Genomic DNA, 18,568 nt, shown 5'->3' on the forward strand with positions numbered 1-18,568 from the left:
TCATCCCTCCTGCCCGGCCTGATCGGGCTGAGCCGGATCGGCGGGCGCCTCCGGTGCGGGAGTGGACGCTGGGGATGATGTCGGGGAGGGCGTGGCGCTGGCACTCGGAGAGCCCTGCCGGGAGCCGGCCGGCTTGACGTGGGAGCGGACCGTCTTGTCGACGTAGGTCTTGGCGGCGCTCATCGAGTCCTGAGCAACGGTGTCCTCCAGGCGCTCGCGAATGTTGTCGTCGAGCCTGTTCACCGGCAGGTCGGCATAGGCCCTGACCGAGTGGCTCAGCTTGAGGGGGCCGATGGACTGGGGGATCCCCTGGTAGATGGCGACCTGACCGTCGTAGGTGGAGACGTAGTAGCGGGTCTGGGTCCAGCGGTAGAACAGGGCGCTGGCGCCGACGATCGTCACCAGCAGGACGAGGCTTCCCACCAGGACCCGACGGCGGTGACGGCGTCGGGCCTTCTCCTGGGTGGCGGCCTCGGCGGCGATGGCCTCGTCGACGTCGGAGGAGTCCTTCGTGGACGTGGAGTCGGGCTGATCCTCCAGGGTGGCCATGAGGGCCGCGGCCTTGGCGGCGGGGCTGGCGCCCTCAGTGTCCTTGGCCTCGCTCTGGCCTCCGGCCTTGCGATGGGCGGCCGCCGCACGCTCCTGGGCCAGGCGCTCGGTGGCGGCGCTGCCCACCACCTGGGGGACGGTCTGCGGCTCGGGGTCGTCCTTGACGACGTCGAAGACGACGGCGGTGACGTTGTCCGGTCCGCCGGCGCGCAGCGCGAGGTCGACGAGCTGGTCCGCGGCCTGGCCGGGGTCGGCGACTCCGGCCAGGACCTCTCCGATGGTCTCGGCGGTCACCGGGCCGCTCAGGCCGTCGGAGCACAGCAGCCAGCGGTCGCCGGGAACGGCCTCGCGGATCGACTCGTCGAGCTGGACCTCGCCCTCGGTGTCCCCCAGGACGCGCAGGAGGACCGAGCGCTGGGGGTGCTGGCGGGCCTGGTCGCGGGTGAGGCGCCCGGTCTCCACGAGGTACTCCACGAAGGTGTGGTCGGTGGTGACCTGGGTGAGGGTGCCGTCGCGCAGCATGTAGGCGCGCGAGTCGCCCACGTGGACCATGGCGAGCTTGTTGCCGCTGCGCATGACGCCGATGCAGGTGGTGCCCAGGCCGGCGAGGTCGGGGTCCTGCGAGGACAGGGTGACGAGCTCGGTGTGGGCGGCCTGGACGGCGTCACGCATGAGGCCCAGCAGCTCGCCGGCCTGGTGGGAGTCGGCGTCCAGGGGCATGAGGTGCTCGACGGCGACCGCCGAGGCGATGTCTCCGCCAGCGGGTCCGCCCATCCCGTCGCACAGGACGCACAGGTGGGGGCCGGCGTAGCCCGAGTCCTGGTTGGACTGGCGGACCAGGCCGACGTCGGAGCGCGCGGCGAAGCGCAGGGAGATGGTCATGAGCGCAGCTCCAGCGTCGTTTGGCCGATTCTGACAGGAATGTTCATGGGGAGCTCCACGGCGCCGTGCACGGGGCGGCCGTCCATCATGGTTCCGTTGGTGGAGCCGAGGTCCTCCAGCCACCAGGCGCCGTCCTTGGGGAAGACGCGGGCGTGGCGTGACGAGGCGTAGGAGTCGTCGAGGACCAGGGTGCACGAGGGCGAGCGGCCGATGATGATCGACGAGGGGCTCAGGGGCACGGTCGAGCCGGCCAGGGGCCCCTCGGTGATGACCAGGCGGGTGGCGCTACGGCGTCGGCCCCTGGGGGGAGGGCCCGACGGCTGCTCGGAGGCGCCCGCGGAGCGTCGACGCGACGGGGCTGCGGCGGGGGAGTCGGCCATGTCTCGCCGCATGACGCGCACGATGAGGTACAGGAAGAACCACAGCAGGACCAGGTAGCCCAGCCGTAGGATCGTGAAGGCGAGTGCGCTCACCCGTTGACTCCGCTGTTCTGGGTGCCGTCCCAGAACAGGATCTGGGTGCGGCCGATGGTGAGGGTGTTGCCGTCGACGAGCGTGACGGCGTCGACCCGCTGGCCCTCGACGAAGGTTCCGTTGGTCGAGCCCAGGTCGCTGGCGATGGCGTTGCCGTGCGTCAGGCGGATCTCCAGGTGGCGGCGTGAGACGCCGGAGTCGTCGACGATGATGTCCGCCTCCGATCCGCGCCCGATGACGGTGACCGGGCCGGTGAGCAGGTATCGCTGGCCGTTGATGTCGACGATCGGGTGCGCCGGGGTGGCGGTGGCGGCGGCGGCGGGGGCGGCGGCGCCGCGTCGCGTCGAGGACTCGATCTCGATGGCCGGGGCGTTGGGGTTGTTGTTGATCAGGAAGGAGACCTCGACCGGGCCGACGAAGGAGTAGCCCTGGTCGGCGGCGTGCGAGGTGGCCACCTCCTCCATCTGACGCACCATCTCATCCTGGCCCCAGGCTGTGATGCGCTCGATGCTCGGCGGGGTGAGGTGGATGCGGAAGATGTTGGGAACCACTGAACGGTCGCGCGCGAAGGACGCGGCGCGCTTGTCCATGGTCTCGCGGAGCTTCGAGGCGATCTCGATGGGCTCGATGTCGTCCGAGAAACGGGACATGGCGCGGTTCGTGACGTTCTCGACGCCCTTCTCGAACTTGTCCAGGAATCCCATGGACAGTACCTCCCCCAATGTGGTGTGGCGGCCCCCGGGATGGAGCCGGGAGGCGGGACTGCCCCGCCTCGCTTGGGCCTGCACGGACCTGCTCGCAGGCCGATACCGTTCTCCCATCGTAACGGTATCGAAGACATTGCAGGGAAGACGGCCCTGTCTGTGTGAGGTAATTGTGTCGTGAGCGGTCTCACGGCCCGATGTGGGGCTGGGGATTGGACGAATGTGGTCCCGGCGGGCTATTCTCATGCTCGCTTCTCGCGCGAGTGGCGGAATTGGTAGACGCGCACGGTTCAGGTCCGTGTGATCTTACGATCATGGGGGTTCGAGTCCCCCCCCGCGCACAGAACGGAAAGGCCCGGGCCGCAAGGTCCGGGCCTTTCGCTGTCCGCGGCGTCCCTGTCGTGCGGTCAACGCCGTCGGCCTTGGTGCGGATCAGCGGCTCGGTGGCCGTTGCGGACGTACTTCCGTGGTGAGGACTGCGTTTCGTCCAGGATGACTGGGATCTGGGCGTTGCCGTCTTTGAGAGAACGCAGTCCTCGTGATGAAAGTACGTCGTCGTTCCGGTGATGACAGGGGATTCAGGTCGAGGCGGACCGGCTCATGCCGAGGCGGACCGGGGGTGCAGGCGGCGCAGCAGGTACCAGGCGGCCAGGGCCCCGGCCCAGGCGCCGACGGCGTTCTGGCCGACATTGGCCAGCGAGGGCCTGCGCTCCAGCATCGGCAGGAGGCTCTGGAGCACCTCGGCGCTCAGCCCGACGACGCAGCCCACCAGCGCCCACATCCACCAAGGAACGTCCCGCCAGCCCGCGACGGCGCAGAAGGTGGCCGGTGCCAGCATCACCAGGTTGAGGATGACGTCCTTGCCCTCCGCGCTGAGGAAGGCCGGCCCCAGCGAGTCCTTGAGCTCGGCGACGTCGTGCCCGGAGGGCCACACGACCGCCACGCAGACGACGGCCAGCAGGACGACCGCCGCGACGCGGGCCATCCGCTCGTGCGGGGCACGGTGCGGGTGCGGGCTCTCGTGGCGCTGGTGGGAGAGCGCTTGAACGAAGGGTTCGCGGTCAGCCGAGATGTCGGTGGGGGTCTCGGCGGGAGCCACCGAGGGTGCCTCGGGGGAGGTCTCGGACGTTTCGGGGGAGTCAGCGGATGCCAGGGGCGAGGGTGCGGATTGCTGGGTGAGCACGCGACGCTACCGCCCGCCCTCCGAGGAACCCGGAAGGCGGGCGGTAACGATCGCAGCACAAGGGTGTGCCCCGGGACTCAGCAGCAGCGGGTTGAGATCTCCGTCTCGGCCTGCCTGGCCCGGGCGCGCCAGAACTCTCGCTCGCTCATGGGGCCGTGCCCCGGCTCATGCCCTGACCCGTGGGCGCCGTCGGGGCGGCTCGGGCAGCCGGCGTGCTCGCGGGCGTAGCACTCCAGGTAGCGGTCGTAAGCCGACTCCCCGGTCATGTCCCGCCACAGGGCGCGGGCCCGGGCCAGGGCCTCACGCACCTGACGACGGGTGCCCGGTTGCCCTGCTGCGTGCTCCGCGGACCGCCCTGCCACCTGATCTGTCGGCTGCGTCGTCGGACCGGTCGGCGTCATGACTTCTCCGCGTGGGCCCGCTGGGGGATGAGGGCCGGGTCACCGACCTGCTCGTACTCCTGGGAGACCTTCTTCATGAGCGAGGAGGCGACCATCGTCTCGGGCGCGTAGAAGTTGGACTCCTGGTACGGGTCCTCCGACGTCGTCGTGTCCCGGTTGCGGATCGTGTTGATGATGCGGATGAGCGCGCACACCATGACGAAGGCGACCATGACCAGGAAGATGATCGACAGCGTCCCCTGGATCATCGTGTTGCGCACGATCGCCCGGGTCTCCTCGATCTTGGCCGGGTCGGTGAGCGTGGGCAGGAGCGCCTTGGCGTTGCGGTGCTGCTGGAAGTAGCCCACGAGCGGGTCGGTGGAGAAGATCTTCTGCCACGAGGCCGTGAAGGTGACGGCTGTGTCGAAGGCCAGCGGGATCGCGGGGATCCACACCCACTTCGTATAGCCCTTGCGCACCACCATGACGGTGACCACCAGCAGGGCCACGGCTGCGATGAGTTGGTTGGCGATACCGAACAGCGGGTAGAGCGTCTGGATGCCTCCACGAGGGTCGGTCACGCCCATGAGGAGCAGGGATCCCCAGGAGGCGACGACGACGGCCGTGGTCCCCCAGGCGCCCACGTGCCAGGACGGGTCCTTGAACTTGGGGAAGGCGTTGCCCAGCGCGTCGGAGAGCTGGAAGCGGGCCACGCGGGTGACGGCGTCGACGGCCGAGAGGATGAACAGGGCCTCGAACATGATGGCGAAGTGGTACCAGAAGCCCATCATGGCGCGCCCGCCGCCGATCTGGTGGAGGATGTGGGCGATGCCCACCGACAGGGTGGGGGCGCCTCCGGTGCGCGAGACGACGTTGGGCTCACCGACGTCGCTGGCCAGGCGCTCCAGGGCCTCGGCGCCCGTGTAGGTCTTGGGGTTGCCGTTGTCATCCCAGGATTCCCACTCGGGGTTGAGCTTGCGGCCCTGGGCGTCGGTGACGCCGAGCTTGGCCACGGCGGCCTCGGCGAGCTTCTCGCAGTGGTGCTCGGGGTCGTCGGTGGTCTTGCAGGGGGCTGCGGCGACCGTCTCGGGGCCGGCGATCTTGTTCATGGTCGCCGTCGAGGTGTTCATGGAGAAGTAGACGCCCGGGCTCAGGGAGACCGCGGCCGCCAGCGCCATGATCGCCACGAAGGACTCCATGAGCATGCCGCCGTAGCCGATCATGCGGACCTGGGTCTCCTTCTCCACCATCTTGGGGCTGGTGCCCGAGGAGACCATGGCGTGCATGCCGGACAGGGCCCCGCAGGCAATGGTGATGAACAGGAAGGGGAAGAGGGTGCCCGCGAAGACCGGGCCGTCGGTGTTGAAGGCGAACTCGGTGACGGCGGCCATCTCCACCAGTGGGCGCACGATGATGATGCCCAGGGCCAGGATCGTGATGGTGCCGATCTTCATGAAGGTCGACAGGTAGTCGCGCGGGGTGAGCAGGACCCACACCGGCAGGACCGCGGCCAGGAAGCCGTAGATGATCATCGCCCACACCAGGGCGGTGGGGGACAGGTGCAGGTAGTGGCCCAGGGAGGACTCGGCCACCCAGCGCCCGCCGATGATGACGGCGATGAGCAGGCCGAAGCCGGCGAAGGAAACCTGGGTGATCTTGCCGGGCTGGACGAAGCGCAGCCACAGGCCCATCCCGATGGCGATCGGGATCGTCATGCCCACCGAGAAGACGCCCCAGGGGGAGGCGGCCAGGGCGTTGACGCAGACCATGGCCAGGACCGCCAGAACGATCATGAGCATGACGAAGACGACGATGGTCGCCACGATGCCGCCGATCTTGCCGATCTCGTCGGTGGCCATCTGGCCCAGTGAGCGGCCGCCGCGGCGCATGGAGAAGAACAGGACGAGCATGTCCTGGATCGCACCGGCCACGAGCACGCCGATGATGATCCACAGGGTGCCGGGCAGGTAACCCATCTGGGCGGCCAGGACAGGGCCCACCAGCGGGCCGGCGCCCGCGATGGCCGCGAAGTGGTGGCCGTAGAGGACGACGCGGTGGGTGGGGTCGAAGTCGCGGCCGTTGTTGATGCGCTCGGCCGGGGTGGCGTTGGTGTCGTCGGGGCGCATGATGCGCCGCTGGACGTAGAGGGCGTAGAAGCGGTACCCGATCGCGTAGGTGCACACGGCGGTGACCACGAACCAGATGGTGTTGACGTGCTCACCGCGCACGATCGCCAGCATCCACCAGCCCAGGACGCCCAGGGCAGTGATGACCACCCACGTGGCGATCCTCGCGGGTGTCCATCGATTGTCAGGACGTATGCCGACCGGGACGCCGTCGGCGTTGCGGATGATCCGTTTCTCCTCCTCCGGTGAGTAGGTGGGTAAGGAGGCTTCTTTCTGGGGCATCGGGATTCCGTTCTCGTCGTCGAGAAAAGGTGTGACGTCATCGTCTCCGGTGACCTATCCAGGGTATTCCTCCTGGTGGAATAAGGGAAGCAACCGATGCGCCTGACGACGAAAAGTAGATCGCCATGCCGAGTGCCAGCTTATTTGTCCCATCAGTTGGAGTTAACTCTCATCGGTTACCCGCCTGCTTCGCGCGCGACGTCGGCCAGGGCACGCCCCGGCGACGCGTCTCCGTGTCCAACTGAGGCCTGGCGCCGGGATCAGCGCACGGAACCATGCGGCTACCCTGGCGTGGTGTCCATGCTTCATCCCGTCCTCGACGTCCTTGCGCAGGCGCCGATCCTCACCGTCTTCCTCGTCATCGGTCTGGGGACCGCCGTCGGGCAGGTCCCGCTCGGGCCGATCCGCTTCGGGGCGGCCGGGGCGCTCTTCGTGGGGCTGGCGGTCGGGGCCCTCGATCCCCGCCTGGGCGCGAACCTCACCCTGCTGCGAAGCCTCGGCCTGGCCCTGTTCTGCTACACCGTGGGCCTGGCCGCCGGCAACACCTTCTTCCGCGATCTGCGCAGGCAGCTGCCGCTCATGGCCCTGTGCGTCGTCGCCCTCGTGCTCGCCGGCGGGGTGGGCGGTCTCTACTCCCACCTGACCGGCGTGAGCCCGGCCATGGACTCCGGCGCCTACGCGGGCGCCCTCACCTCACCCGTGCTCGACGCCGCGATCGAGGCGGCGGGAACCCAGGAGCCCGCCGTCGGCTACGCCCTGGCCTACCCCGTGGGCGTGGCCGTCGCCATCCTCATCGTGGCCGGGGTCGTGGGCCGGTCCTGGCCCGGGCGGCGCGACCCGCGCCCCGCCAGCGCCGACGGCATCACCGCCACGAGCGTCTACCTGCTCCAGCGCGTGGCCCTCGGCGAGATGGAGGCCTTCAAGGAGGGCCGCATCCGCATCTCCTACCTCGAGCGCGACGGCGACACCCGCGTCGTCGCCCCCGGCGAGGAGCTGCTGCCCGGGGACAAGGTCGTCATCGTCGGGGCCCCGGCCGCCGTCGAGTCCGCCATGCACGACCTGGGCACCGGGCTCAACAAGTGCCTGGCCAAGGACCGCAGCGTCGTCGACTTCCGGCGCCTGACCGTGTCCTCCACGCGCGTGGCCGGGCGCACCATCGCCGAGGTGGACATGCCCGGGCGCTTCCAGGGCGTCATCACCCGCGTCAAGCGCGGCGACCTGGACCTGCTGGCCCGCGAGGACCTCGTCCTGGAGCTCGGCGACCGGGTGCTGGCGGTCGTGCCCAGCGATGAGCTGGAGAAGGCCGCCGACTGGTTCGGCGACTCCGAGCGCTCCATCGCCCAGATCGACGCCTTCTCCGTGGGCATCGGCATGGCGCTCGGCGTCCTGGTGGGGCTGGTCGCGATCCCGCTGCCCGGCGGGATCACCCTGCGGCTCGGGGTGGCGGCCGGGCCGCTCGTCGTCGGCATGGTCCTGGGCTGGGTGGGGCGCACCGGCCCTTTCGTGTGGGGGCTGCCGCACGCCGCCAACGCCACCATCCGCCAGCTGGGGCTGCTGTTCTTCCTGGCCGCGATCGGACTGGCCTCCGGGCCGGACTTCGCGGCGTCGGCCTTCTCGACGACGGGCCTCAAGGTGGGGGTGCTCGCCGCCCTCATCGTGGTGGTCAATGCGATCGTCCTGCTCGCTGGGGCGCGCTGGGCCGGGGTGTCGGCGCAGCGCGCCGCCGGGGGCCTGGCGGGGCTCGTCGGGCAGCCCGCGATCCTCGCCTTCGCTCTGTCCAAGCGCGACGACGAGCGCATCGAGGCCGGCTACGCGACCCTGTTCGCCCTGGCCATCGTCGTCAAGATCGTCATGGTCCAGGTCCTCGTGGCGCTGTAGCACGGATACGGTCGGCCGTTCCTGCCTTCCCCTGCGGCCGGGGACATTCCGCGCGGCCGGGCGCAGCCTGAGCCGCGTGGGGACATTCGACGCCGTCGGGGACAGAAATCCTGTCCCCGTACGCGTGAGATGTCCCCACCCGGGGAGGGCGGGGTGAGCCGACGCGAACGATCAGTCGGCGGCGTCGCGCTCGGTGAAAACCTCGCGGGCCACGAAGGTCGCATTGAGTGCTCGCGGGAAGCCGGCGTAAACCGAGGCGTGCAGGATCGCCTCAATGATCTCCTCGCGGGTCAGACCCACGTTGAGGGCGGCCCCGATGTGGATCCGCAACTGCGGCTCGCAGCCGCCCAGGGCCGTGAGCACGCCGATCGTGACGAGCTGGCGGCTGCGCGGGTCCAGGCCGGGGCGGGAGTAGACGTCCCCGAAGCCGAAGGCCGCGATGTGGTGGCCGAGCGCCGGGCTGATGTCCGCCAGCGAGTCGATGACGGCCTGGGCCGCCTCACCATCGACCGAGCGGGCGACCTCCAGGCCGCGCTCGCGCCGGGCCAGGTTCTCGGGGCTGTCGACGTTGTACTGGGGGCGAGCGGCTTCAGTGGTCATGAGGGTTCTCCTTGTCGGTTTGTCGGTACGAGTGCGTTGGGAGCTGGTGGTGCCTGTCGGGCGTCTTGACGCGGTTCGTGATGTGGCGCCCGTTGGAGTCCCGAGGGCGGCGGGCGCTGAGGGTGGTGCCGTGCGTACCAGCTGCGACGTCGGAATCGGGCGAGGAGTGGTTGTCCCCAGCCGCCCCGCCGTCGATGTCATTGACGTTGCCGACGCCGTCCGTGGTGGCCCGCTCCTCCAGCTGTCGGGTGTAGACGGCGATCTTGTACTCGGTGGCGGCCAGTGCGAGCTGGAGCCCGTCGATCCGGACACGCAGGTCGTCGCGGTGCTCGGTGAGTATGGCCAGGCGATCGGGCACCGTGTCCCGGCCGTCCTCGACCATGTCGACGTAGCGACGCAGGTCGCGGATCGGCATGCCCGAGGTCCGCATCCGGGTGAGAAAGACCAGGCGCCGCAAGGCTACGGCATCGTAACGACGGTGCCCGAAGGCGTCACGCCCCACCCGCACGAGCCCGATCCGCTCGTAGTAGCGCAGCGTGTGTGCGCTGACCCCCAGGTGAGCGGCGGTGGTAGCAATGTCCCAGCCGGCCTCTCCTGGCCAGGTCTCCGGCCCGACGTCGTCACTGGGTGGAACGGAGGCGAGTTGAAGCGCCTCGTGGAGTCGGACGTCGTCGGGCTCGCTGCCCGGAGCGGTCGCGCTGGTCATGATGCAGACCGTAGGACGTCGAGCGCGCTCGAAGACAAGAGCAGCCGGAGCGGCGACCCTGGCGGCGTTGTGGGGCTAGCCTGGCCGCATGCTTGTGGCCTTCTCCGTGTCCCCGACCACCACTGACGCGCCCGACGGCTCGGTCTCCGAGGCGGTGGCCCGAGCCGTGCGCGTGGTGCGCGACTCGGGCCTGCCCTATGAGATGACCTCGATGTTCACCACGATCGAGGGCGAGTGGGACGAGTGCATGGACGTGGTCAAGCGGGCCTGCGAGGCGGTCGCCGAGGTGAGTCCGCGCGTGGCGCTCGTCCTCAAGGCCGACATCCGCCCCGGCTGGACCGGCCAGATGACCGCGAAGGTCGAGCGCGTCGAGGCTCGGCTGCGCCAGGCCGACTGAGCCGCCCGGCAGACGCCCGCAGCTTGCCCGCTCCCTGCTGTCGCCGCGATGTCGCGCCCAGAAGCCCGTGCCGGCCGGCAAACCGACAAATTCTTCATAAACGACGCGGCTCCGGGTCATCTATGAAGAATAGGTTTATCTATGAAGAAAATGTCGGTGAGTCCGGCTACGAGACCGCCAGGTCCTTCAGCCACTGCTCGATCGAGCGCGGCCGGAGTCCCAGGAGCTCCTGGGCGCTGCCGTCCTCGGCGATGGTGCTGCAGTCCTGCGTGTTGAGGACCTGGTAGAGCTCGACGACCGGCGCCGCGGCCGGCCCGAAGAGCGGCGTGATGAGCTCGCCGAAGGCCTCCGGCGTGACGCCCTCGAAGCGGACCTCGCGGCCCAGGCGGCTGGAGAAGGACGCGGCCAGGTCCGGTCCCGTCAGTCCGGGCAGGTGACCGACGGCGACCGTGCCCGTGGTGGGGGAGGCATCCGTGAGCAGGCGGGCGACGACCTCGGCCACGTCCAGGTGCGAGCTCCAGGAGACCGGGAACGACGCCGGAAGCGGGTAGCGCAGGACGCCCTCCTCACGCACGGGAATCAGGACGACCGGCAGGAGAAGGTTCTCCAGGTAGAGGCGCGGGGCGACCACGGCCGTGGGGACGCCGCTGCCGGTCACGCCGTCGATGAGCGTCATGACGGGGCTGTCCGCGGGCGCCTGCAGCGGTGATCCCGGCTGGTCGACGATCTGCCCGCTGGTGGAGATGACAACGCGACCGGGGCGGGCCCGAGTGACGGCCTCGACGACGGCCCGGGCCTGGGCGGCAGCCGCCTCTGGTGCGCCCATGGGCAGGTGGACGAAGACGCCGTCGGCGCCCTCGTAGGCGGAGGCGAGGGAGTCAGCCGAGGCCAGGTCGACCTGTCGAGCGGCGATGCCGGCGGGAACGGTTTCAGGGTGGCGGACCGCTGCGATGGCGGTGCGCCCGGCGGAGGTCAGAGCGGACAGGACGGGAGAGCCTTGAGCGCCTGTGGCGCCATGAATGATGTCAACCATGGCGCCATTAGTGCATACGGTGCATCAGTTACGTCAACTGCACTATTGGGGTAGGTTTCGACGTCATGAGTGAGGTCGATCTTCCCGAGTGCGGGGTGGCGAGGTTCCTGCTGCTGTTCGACGGGCCGTGGGCGACGCTCATCGTGCGCGAGCTCATGCACGGCCCGCAGCGCTTCGGGGAGCTGCGCGCCGCCCTGCCGGGGATCAGTGCGCACACGCTGACCAGCCGGCTGCGGATGTTCGAGTCGCGCGGGATCGTGACCCGGAGCGCCTTCCCCGAGGTGCCGCCCCGCGTCGTCTACGAGCTCACCGAACTGGGCAGGAGCCTGCGGCCGGTGCTTGACGCGATGAACGAGTGGGGCGTCAGCTGCCCGACGTCGGCCTTCACGCCGCAGCGCGACTCGCGCCGGTGAGGCGCGCCTGCGCCAGGCTGGCAAACCGACCAAAACTTCATAAACGACGCGGCTCCGGGTCGTTTGTGAAGAACAGGTCGATCTATGAAGAAAAAGTCGATGAGGTGCGGGGGCGTCAGCTCCTCAGCTGAGCAGAGCCAGGACGACCGCGGCGCTGCGGGCGGCGGCCTCCTCGGCGGCGATGTGGAAGTCCTGGCCCGCCTCGGGGCCGCACAGGTCGGACACACCGCGCACCGAGACGAAGGGGAGATCCGCGCTCGCCGCCACCTGTGCCAGCGCCGTCGACTCCATGTCCGTGCTCAGCGCCGCCGGGAAGACCTCGCGGGTGTCGGCCACGTTCGCGGCCGTCACGAAGGAGCTCCCGGCCAGCATCTGGCCGACGTGCAGGTGTGCCGAGTCCGACGACGCCGTGGCGTCGCGCAGGGCCTCCGGGCCCACCTGCTCCAGGCGCTCCAGCAGGGCCGGGTCCCCGGCGAAGGTCTCCGGCTGGCCCGGGGTCTGGCCGCGGACGTAACCGAAGGCGGTGGCGTCGGCATCGGTGTAGGCCAGGCTCGCCGAGGCGCACACGTCCCCGACCTCGACCTGTCGGCCGAGCCCTCCGGTGGTTCCCGCCGAGATGACGGCGCCGGGGCGAACCTGAGCCAGGGTGGCCGCCAGCGCGCTCGCGGCCGCCACGAGCCCGATGCCGCTGCGCACCAGGATGAGTTCGCGCTCGCTGTCGGGCAACTGGAGTGACCAGGCGCGTGCAGCGCCGAGCAGGGCCGGAGGCCGGGCCCACTCGCGCTCGGGCAGGGCGTCCAGGAAGGGCTGGGCCTCCTCGGCCATGGCGCAGGAGACGATGACGGGCGCGGCACTGGTGCGACTCACGCGCTGAGCCTACAGAGGGCGCCCGAGCCCTGAAAGTGTCCAGACGGGACGGCTTTGACGGTTGATCGAATCCGGTATCTGTAAGTAACAGGGCGATGACCTGGGCTTTTGTAAACCGCGGCGCGGCTGCTGTGATTCAAAGTCGTCCCGTACGGACAGATTCGCCGCATGGCAGCTCTGTCGGGATCATGCCCCTGAGGACATGCTGCGGTCATACGTCCATGGGTCAGGAGTCGGAACGTCTGACTCCTGGAGCGGGCGGATGCGGCAGACTGCGTCCGCCAATGATCCATGTGGCGACTTTCCTGGTTTGTCTGCCGTGCTCGTTCTGCTTGGAACCTATGGGGTGAGGGCGCCATCGCCCCACCTGGAGTGGATGATCGGGGTGATCCCCATGCGCATGGCGACGGGGGCGACAATCTCGACCGTGCTGTGCTGGAGGACCTGTCGGCTGGTCAGATGCAATGGGACGTGGCTTGCGCTGACCGCGGCCTGGTCGCGCAGGTGGTCGTGCTCCCAGTCGAGACGGGAAGAGTGGAAGGCGTAGCCGTCCGTCTCAATGAGAAGCGCTGGGTGGCTGCCTGCTCGAAGCGCCTTGGTGTCGGGCGTGAGGCCGGAGACGAGGTCTTGTGGGTGAGCCGTCAGCACCATGTCCACCTCTCCGACACCAGGGACAGACACTGCCGTCGCTGGCCGGTATCCGGCCTCTTCCAGCTCGTAACGGGCGATCGTCTCCAGGAGAGAGCGAGCGTCGGGATGCGAGCGCGACACAAGCGTACGGGTGCGGCGGTTTCGCGGACCCTGTAGGAGGCTCTCGAGCTGAGGGCGGGTAGTCAGACTAAGTCGAAAGGCTGCATCGAGTGCGATGAGTGCATCAAGCTCATCCGCGCAACGCAGGTAACAGATGAGTGCCTGCTCCACGGGTGCCACCGGTGCCGCATCTGCGGCGGGGAGAATGAGGCCGCTCAACCGATGGGTGACGACGCGCCCGATTGCGTCCGGTATGTGACCCTGGTTGCAGGGGATGGCGATATGCAACGTTGTGGGCGCTGATTGCAGTGGCAGGCCGTAGTGCTGCATCGCATGGGCGCAGGTGATAACACCCCTGATGCGTCGGCAGAGGATGAAACGAGGGTCGGCGCTCTTCAGCGCGGCCACGTGGTTCGGGTGAAGGGTGATGAGCCCATCGGCGGCGGCTCGGGTGGCAAGACGACGTTCGGTCCGCGTGCTGCACAGCGTGCTCAGGCGCGCTGCTCCCTGGTGAGCGGCGAGTCGCGCCAGCAGCTCCTCGATTCTGGATGACTTATCCATACGTAAATGATGTCAAACATCATCAAAGTATGTCTCGTTGGAGTGGGGGGTGTGGATTGAGGTGGGTCCGTTTTGTCCAGATGGGACGACTTTAGCGGTTGATCGAATCCGGTATCTGTAGGTAACAGGGCGATGACCTGGGCCTTTGTAAACCGCGGTGCGGCTGCTGTGATTCAAAGTCGTCCCGTACGGACAGATTCGCCGCATGGTGGCTCTGTTGGGGCGCTGTAGAGAGTGTGCAGTGGGAGTCGGCTGGTAGCTGTGGCCTTCTGTCGCCGGGGATGGTGTCGATGTGCACCGTGTGAGGGGGCGGGATCCGTCGCTTCGACGGGAGGCAGGCTCTGGTGCGGAGCGACTCGGGCGTCGTCAGCGTTCGTCGGTGTGCTCAGTCCGATGATGACCGCCTCGATGAGGTCGCGCAGCCTGGTGCCGTCGATGTTCTCGGCGATCGAGTCCATGAAGAGCAGGCTGACGATGTCGCCCAGGCTCGCCGTGGGAACGGTGGGGCGGCGCCCCATGCGGGCGAGAACGGTTTCCCGCTGGCCCGCACCCAACCGCGTGGAACGTCCCCGGCGGTGAGAAGGGTGCCGGTGGAAGGTGCGTGAGGACGGCTAGCCGGCGCCCTCCTCGCCTCGGGACGCCGTGGCCGCGGTGACGGCGGCGGCCGGGTTGATGGGCAGCGCCCGGTGCGACTGGTCCCGGCGCAGGAGGAAGTTCCCCAGCCGGATCGGCCAGGCCATGTGGTTGATCCGCGGCCAGCGCAGCATGACGTAGTCCACGGCGTCGTCGACCTCCAGGCGCCGCGTCGAGTTGCCGACCCGCACCCACAGCGCCGCCCCGTCGCGCCCCTTGGCCGGCTTGAGGTAGACCGGCAGCGGGGACGGGGGCGCGGTCACCCGGCACACCTCCGCGGTCCCGTCCGGCGTGGGCGCGAAGTCCACCTGCGGCAGCGCGGCGGCGTTCGTCCCCATGCGCGTGCGCCACATGCCCCGCAGCCACAGCTCGAAGCGGTCGGCGTCGGGCTGCTTGAGGGTGGAGTAGTCCGGCCCCAGGCCGATGAGGGTGCCGTCGTCGTCGACCCCGAGCAGGAGCGTGCCGCCCGCGGAGTTCATGAAGGCCGCCACCGTCTTGGCCACGACCTCCTCCATGGCGTCGTCGCGCTTGTCCGTGCGCAGGTTCCAGCGGGCCGAGGACTTGAACTCCAGCCGGTCGGACTCGCCCATCTGGGCCACCTCGGCGATCGGCAGCAGCGTGCGGTGGTGCTGGAGCCGGGCCAGCATCGCGGAGGCCCCGAGCAGCACGGCGGCCGCCACTCCGCAGGAGGTTGCCAGCATCTTGACCGAGAACAGGTCGCCCTCATCGAAGAACCATCCCGACAGCAGCAGCCCCAGCCACAGCCCGATGAGTGCGATGAGGGTGGCCGCCGAGTCCGACACCGTCACCCTTCCTCGCAGCAGGAACCGCGTCACCCGCCCCACGAGGTAGGACAGCAGGAGCAGCAGCGGCTGGGCGATCACCCACCAGATGAGGATGGGGTTCGCGGGATTGGCGATGACGGTGCTCTCCATGGTGGTCAATGGTTCTCGTTGCTCTTCGGGAATCGGGAAGTCGGCGGATCAGCGCCCCGGTGGGCGCGTGCGGGACGGCCTCAGGGTACGGTGCCGGCCCGCCGAGCCGGGCTCGACGACTGAGCGCGGCATCGACCCCTCACTGTGCCGGGCCCGGGGTTGCCGGGCCGTTAGGGCCGCGCCGGGGGCAGCCCCAAGCCGGGCGGGGACATGCCACGCGCAGGGGAACAGGATTCCTGTCCCCGTGCGCGTCGAGCGCACCCGACGGCGCCGATCGTCCCCGGCGGCCTGATCAGCCCGATCCGGCTGCTCGGGCGCCTCAGGCCATGACCCGCGTCCACTCCTCGCGGGCGGCGAGGAAGCCTCGCACCGCCTCCTGGGCGGCGGCCAGCGAGTGGTTCGCCCCCCAGCCGCACTGGACCTCGTTGGCCGCCGGCACCTCCTCGGCGTCGAGGATGTCGCGGAAGGTCGCCTCCAGCAGCGGCAGGAACTCCTCGGTCTCCATCCCCAGCATGAGGGTGTAGAAGCCGGTCTGGCAGCCCATGGGGGAGAAGTCGATGAGCCGGTCGGTGTGGTTGCGCATGAGCTCGGCGCTCAGGTGCTCGATGGAGTGCACGGCCTCCATCTCCAGGTGCGCGCGGTTGGGCTGGCAGAAACGGACGTCGTACTTGACGAGCACGTCCCCGCCGGGCAGCTCCTTGCGGTCGGCCACGCGCACGTAGGGCGCGGCGACCTTGGTGTGGTCCAGGTTGAAGGACTCGACGTTCATCCTCGGCGCGTTCTGCTCACTCGTGTCGCTCATGGGGTCAGCCTACGGGGCCGGAACCAGGCAGGATGGGGGCATGACTCCACTGGCACGCATCGTCGCGGGGCCCGACGACGCCCCCACCCTGGTCCTTCTCCACGGCATCACCGGCTCCGCGGTCTCCCTGGCCGAGGCGATCGACCACTGGGTGGCGCGCGGCTACCGGGTCGTCGCGGTCGACGCCCGCGGGCACGGCCTGTCCCCACGCTGGGAGCCGGCCCAGCTCGAGCGGGCCGGGGAGGTCCTCGTGGAGGACCTCATCGCCGTCCTGGAGGACCTTGCCACCGCCTCACGCGGCCGGGCCGCGCTGGGGCTGCTGACACCGCCCGCCCCGGTCGTCATCGGCCACTCGATGGGTGCCGCCACCGCCATGGTCGCCGCCGGGCGCCGCCCCGACCTGGTCACCGGCGTCGTCCTGGAGGACCCGGCCCGCTTCGGCACCCGCGGCCCGCGCGAGCTCTTGGCTCGCGGTGCCGCCCGGGAGCGGGCCCGTGCCGCCGAGGCCGACGACCTGCCGTCCGCCGTCGGTCGCGCTCTGGAGACCATGCCCGACGTCGAGGCCCTCCCGGGCGTATGGGCCTCCCAGCGCACCGATCCGGCCCTGCTGCTCTCCGGCGTCGTCACCCCTGAGGTCCCCTGGGACGAGGCGATGGCTGCGCTCGAGGTCCCCGCGCTGCTGCTGACCGGCGACCGGCCCGGCAGTGCACGTGTGGGCCGCGAGGGTCTGGAGGGCGCCGCTCGCAACCCCCACGTCACCCCGGTGCTCGTCCCCGAAGCCGGCCACCAGGTGCGCCGCAGTGACCCGGAGGCCTTCTACCGCGCTGTCGACGAGTGGCTGACCGGGCTCATGCCGGTGGGATGAGACCGCAGGAACCTCGGAGGAACGCCGCAAGAGCGCCTGAGAGCCGGAAGAGACGGAGAACTCCCGCGGCGCGCAGGGGCTGCGCCGCCGGCCCACCATGCGCCCGTGGGAGGATGCGGACATGGCAGCTGTGTCCGAGAAAGCCCGAAAGGCATCCGTCCCCGTCCCCGGGGAGCGCACGCAGGGGGAGACCATCGCCTTCCTCCTGGCGGCGCTGGCGATCGGGTCGGTGGGGCTCTACCTCATCAAGGACCTCTTCGCTCCGGCCTTCTTCGCCCTCACCCTGGTGGTGACGGTTCGGCCGCTGGTGTCCTGGATGACGCGCCACCACGTGCCCCGGGTGGTCGCGGCGGCGACGGCGATCCTGCTCATCTTCGCCTTCGTCGTCCTGCTGTTCGCGGCCCTGGCTGTCGCGGTCGCGCAGCTCGTCGACACCCTCCCGCAGTACGCCCCCAAGTTCCAGGCGATCTGGCATCAGGCCGAGGCCCGGCTCAACGGCATGGGTGTGGACCAGTCCACGGTGCTCAAGCAGGTCACCGACGTCCTGGACACCTCCCGGCTCGTCATGGTGGCGCAGGCGATTCTGGGGCAGGTGAGCTCGGCCAGCGCGATGCTCGGGGTCATGGCCATGGTGGTCGTCTTCCTCATGTTCGATACCGCCAAGATCGAGGTCCGCACGGCGGCCCTGAGCGTCCTCAAGCCGGGCATGGCCTCCGCCCTCGTCTCCTTCTGCGAGGCGGTGCGCTCCTACTGGATGGTCTCGACGATCTTCGGCCTCGTCGTGGCCGTCATCAATGTGCTGACCCTGTGGTACCTGGATGTGCCGATGGCGATCACCTGGGGCGTGGTCTCCTTCATCACCAACTACATCCCGAACATCGGGTTCGTCCTGGGCGTGGTGCCCCCGGCGATCCTGGGCCTGGTGGACTCCGGGCCCTGGACGGCGCTGTGGGTGGTCCTGTCCTACGTGGTGGCCAACTTCGTCATCCAGTCCCTTGTCCAGCCCAAGTTCACCGGGGACGCGGTGGGGCTCAACACGACGACGACGTTCCTATGCCTGCTGTTCTGGTCCACCGTCATCGGGGCGCTGGGGACCATCCTGGCGGTGCCGCTGACCCTGTTCGTCAAGGCCATCCTCATCGACTCCGATCCCCGCTCGCGCTGGGTGGGGATCTTCCTGTCCGCCGGCGACTCGCCCGTGCGTGACCCCGATGAGCTGGATGAGGACGTGCTCGACGAGCTCGACCTGGACGGCGACGGCGTCGGGGCGGCGGATCCCGACCACGGCCGTCCCGTCGTCGAACAGGCCGTCGACAAGGCTGAGCAGCCTGAGAAGGCGGGGGGTGCCTGGGATTCTAGGGAGACGGTCGAGAGGGCCGACGGCGTCGACGGCTCCGGGGTGTCCGGCAGCCATCAACGCTCCCAGGCGGACTGATCGCCTGGGTGCGCCGGTCGCCTCAGGGGATCGGCGACTGCGTGTTGCATCGAGGACGTACTTTCATCCAGGATGATGCGTCCTGACCTCAGTCATCTGCAGCAGAACGCAGTC

18 protein-coding genes and 1 tRNA gene are annotated in these 18,568 nt (G+C 69.5%); 6 read left to right on the forward strand and 13 right to left on the reverse strand.

The window, feature by feature from the left end; all coding sequences use genetic code 11:
* From BQ8008_RS11425 to BQ8008_RS11435, 3 genes are read right to left on the reverse strand one after another with little or no spacing between them, the layout of a single operon-like run.
* Positions 1-1,431, reverse strand: coding sequence for a PP2C family protein-serine/threonine phosphatase (locus BQ8008_RS11425; RefSeq protein WP_108834097.1), 1,431 nt, complete (start codon positions 1,429-1,431; stop codon positions 1-3).
* Positions 1,428-1,904: an FHA domain-containing protein FhaB/FipA gene (locus tag BQ8008_RS11430; RefSeq protein ID WP_108834098.1), complete on the reverse strand. Its 477-nt coding sequence runs from the start codon at positions 1,902-1,904 to the stop codon at positions 1,428-1,430. The genes BQ8008_RS11425 and BQ8008_RS11430 overlap by 4 nt, the downstream gene beginning before the upstream one ends.
* Entirely contained in the window at positions 1,901-2,608 is a 708-nt protein-coding gene (locus tag BQ8008_RS11435; protein ID WP_108834099.1) for an FhaA domain-containing protein, read from the reverse strand. The genes BQ8008_RS11430 and BQ8008_RS11435 overlap by 4 nt, the downstream gene beginning before the upstream one ends.
* Before the next feature lie 257 nt (positions 2,609-2,865).
* Between BQ8008_RS11435 and BQ8008_RS11440 the strand changes: the two genes are divergently transcribed.
* Positions 2,866-2,949: transfer RNA gene (locus BQ8008_RS11440), tRNA-Leu, on the forward strand.
* 257 nt (positions 2,950-3,206) lie between these two features.
* On the opposite strand, the gene BQ8008_RS11445 is transcribed toward BQ8008_RS11440, so the two are convergent.
* From BQ8008_RS11445 to BQ8008_RS11455, 3 genes are all read right to left on the reverse strand, one after another.
* Entirely contained in the window at positions 3,207-3,791 is a 585-nt protein-coding gene (locus tag BQ8008_RS11445; protein WP_199907988.1) for a VanZ family protein, read from the reverse strand.
* A gap of 77 nt (positions 3,792-3,868) precedes the next feature.
* On the reverse strand, positions 3,869-4,192 hold the full coding sequence (locus BQ8008_RS11450; protein WP_234415375.1) for a CstA-like transporter-associated (seleno)protein: 324 nt from the start codon (positions 4,190-4,192) through the stop codon (positions 3,869-3,871).
* Positions 4,189-6,579, reverse strand: coding sequence for a carbon starvation CstA family protein (locus tag BQ8008_RS11455; RefSeq protein ID WP_108834100.1), 2,391 nt, complete (start codon positions 6,577-6,579; stop codon positions 4,189-4,191). The genes BQ8008_RS11450 and BQ8008_RS11455 overlap by 4 nt, the downstream gene beginning before the upstream one ends.
* 300 nt (positions 6,580-6,879) lie before the next feature.
* Here BQ8008_RS11455 and BQ8008_RS11460 point away from each other — a divergent pair, with 300 nt between their 5' ends.
* A complete protein-coding gene (locus tag BQ8008_RS11460; RefSeq protein WP_199908042.1) occupies positions 6,880-8,457 on the forward strand; it encodes an aspartate:alanine exchanger family transporter in 1,578 nt (525 codons plus the stop codon).
* 171 nt (positions 8,458-8,628) lie between these two features.
* On the opposite strand, the gene BQ8008_RS11465 is transcribed toward BQ8008_RS11460, so the two are convergent.
* Positions 8,629-9,057, reverse strand: coding sequence for a carboxymuconolactone decarboxylase family protein (locus tag BQ8008_RS11465; RefSeq protein WP_108834102.1), 429 nt, complete (start codon positions 9,055-9,057; stop codon positions 8,629-8,631).
* A complete protein-coding gene (locus BQ8008_RS11470; RefSeq protein ID WP_108834103.1) occupies positions 9,047-9,763 on the reverse strand; it encodes a MerR family transcriptional regulator in 717 nt (238 codons plus the stop codon). The genes BQ8008_RS11465 and BQ8008_RS11470 overlap by 11 nt, the downstream gene beginning before the upstream one ends.
* A gap of 88 nt (positions 9,764-9,851) precedes the next feature.
* Here BQ8008_RS11470 and BQ8008_RS11475 point away from each other — a divergent pair, with 88 nt between their 5' ends.
* Positions 9,852-10,160 (forward strand): MTH1187 family thiamine-binding protein, encoded by a 309-nt coding sequence (locus BQ8008_RS11475; RefSeq protein ID WP_108834104.1) that lies wholly within the window; start codon positions 9,852-9,854, stop codon positions 10,158-10,160.
* Between the two features lie 166 nt (positions 10,161-10,326).
* On the opposite strand, the gene BQ8008_RS11480 is transcribed toward BQ8008_RS11475, so the two are convergent.
* Positions 10,327-11,193 (reverse strand): NmrA family NAD(P)-binding protein, encoded by an 867-nt coding sequence (locus BQ8008_RS11480; RefSeq protein WP_108834105.1) that lies wholly within the window; start codon positions 11,191-11,193, stop codon positions 10,327-10,329.
* 65 nt (positions 11,194-11,258) lie between these two features.
* On the opposite strand from BQ8008_RS11480, the gene BQ8008_RS11485 reads away from it, so the two are divergent.
* The gene (locus BQ8008_RS11485; protein WP_108834106.1) at positions 11,259-11,606 is read left to right on the forward strand and encodes a winged helix-turn-helix transcriptional regulator; all 348 of its coding nucleotides are present in this window, start codon (positions 11,259-11,261) and stop codon (positions 11,604-11,606) included.
* Between the two features lie 123 nt (positions 11,607-11,729).
* On the opposite strand, the gene mtnN is transcribed toward BQ8008_RS11485, so the two are convergent.
* The 4 genes from mtnN to BQ8008_RS11510 all read right to left on the reverse strand — a co-directional run bounded on the left by mtnN (position 11,730) and on the right by BQ8008_RS11510 (position 16,154).
* On the reverse strand, positions 11,730-12,473 hold the full coding sequence (gene mtnN / locus BQ8008_RS11490; protein ID WP_108834107.1) for a 5'-methylthioadenosine/S-adenosylhomocysteine nucleosidase: 744 nt from the start codon (positions 12,471-12,473) through the stop codon (positions 11,730-11,732).
* A 339-nt stretch (positions 12,474-12,812) separates the two neighbouring features.
* Entirely contained in the window at positions 12,813-13,784 is a 972-nt protein-coding gene (locus tag BQ8008_RS11495) for a hypothetical protein (protein WP_108834108.1), read from the reverse strand.
* A 611-nt stretch (positions 13,785-14,395) separates the two neighbouring features.
* Positions 14,396-15,352, reverse strand: a complete 957-nt coding sequence (locus tag BQ8008_RS11505; RefSeq protein WP_442778225.1) for an AlbA family DNA-binding domain-containing protein — start codon at positions 15,350-15,352, stop codon at positions 14,396-14,398.
* 319 nt (positions 15,353-15,671) lie between these two features.
* A complete protein-coding gene (locus tag BQ8008_RS11510) occupies positions 15,672-16,154 on the reverse strand; it encodes an S-ribosylhomocysteine lyase (protein ID WP_108834110.1) in 483 nt (160 codons plus the stop codon).
* A 40-nt stretch (positions 16,155-16,194) separates the two neighbouring features.
* Between BQ8008_RS11510 and BQ8008_RS11515 the strand changes: the two genes are divergently transcribed.
* Both BQ8008_RS11515 and BQ8008_RS11520 read left to right on the forward strand, forming a co-directional pair.
* A complete protein-coding gene (locus tag BQ8008_RS11515; protein ID WP_108834111.1) occupies positions 16,195-17,019 on the forward strand; it encodes an alpha/beta fold hydrolase in 825 nt (274 codons plus the stop codon).
* Positions 17,020-17,140: 121 nt separating this feature from the next.
* The gene (locus BQ8008_RS11520) at positions 17,141-18,454 is read left to right on the forward strand and encodes an AI-2E family transporter (protein ID WP_108834112.1); all 1,314 of its coding nucleotides are present in this window, start codon (positions 17,141-17,143) and stop codon (positions 18,452-18,454) included.
* The last annotated feature ends 114 nt before the right edge of the window (positions 18,455-18,568 follow it).

Origin of the sequence: Actinomyces sp. Marseille-P3109 (assembly GCF_900323545.1) — a bacterium.
In the GTDB taxonomy this organism is placed as follows: Bacteria; Actinomycetota; Actinomycetes; order Actinomycetales; family Actinomycetaceae; genus Actinomyces.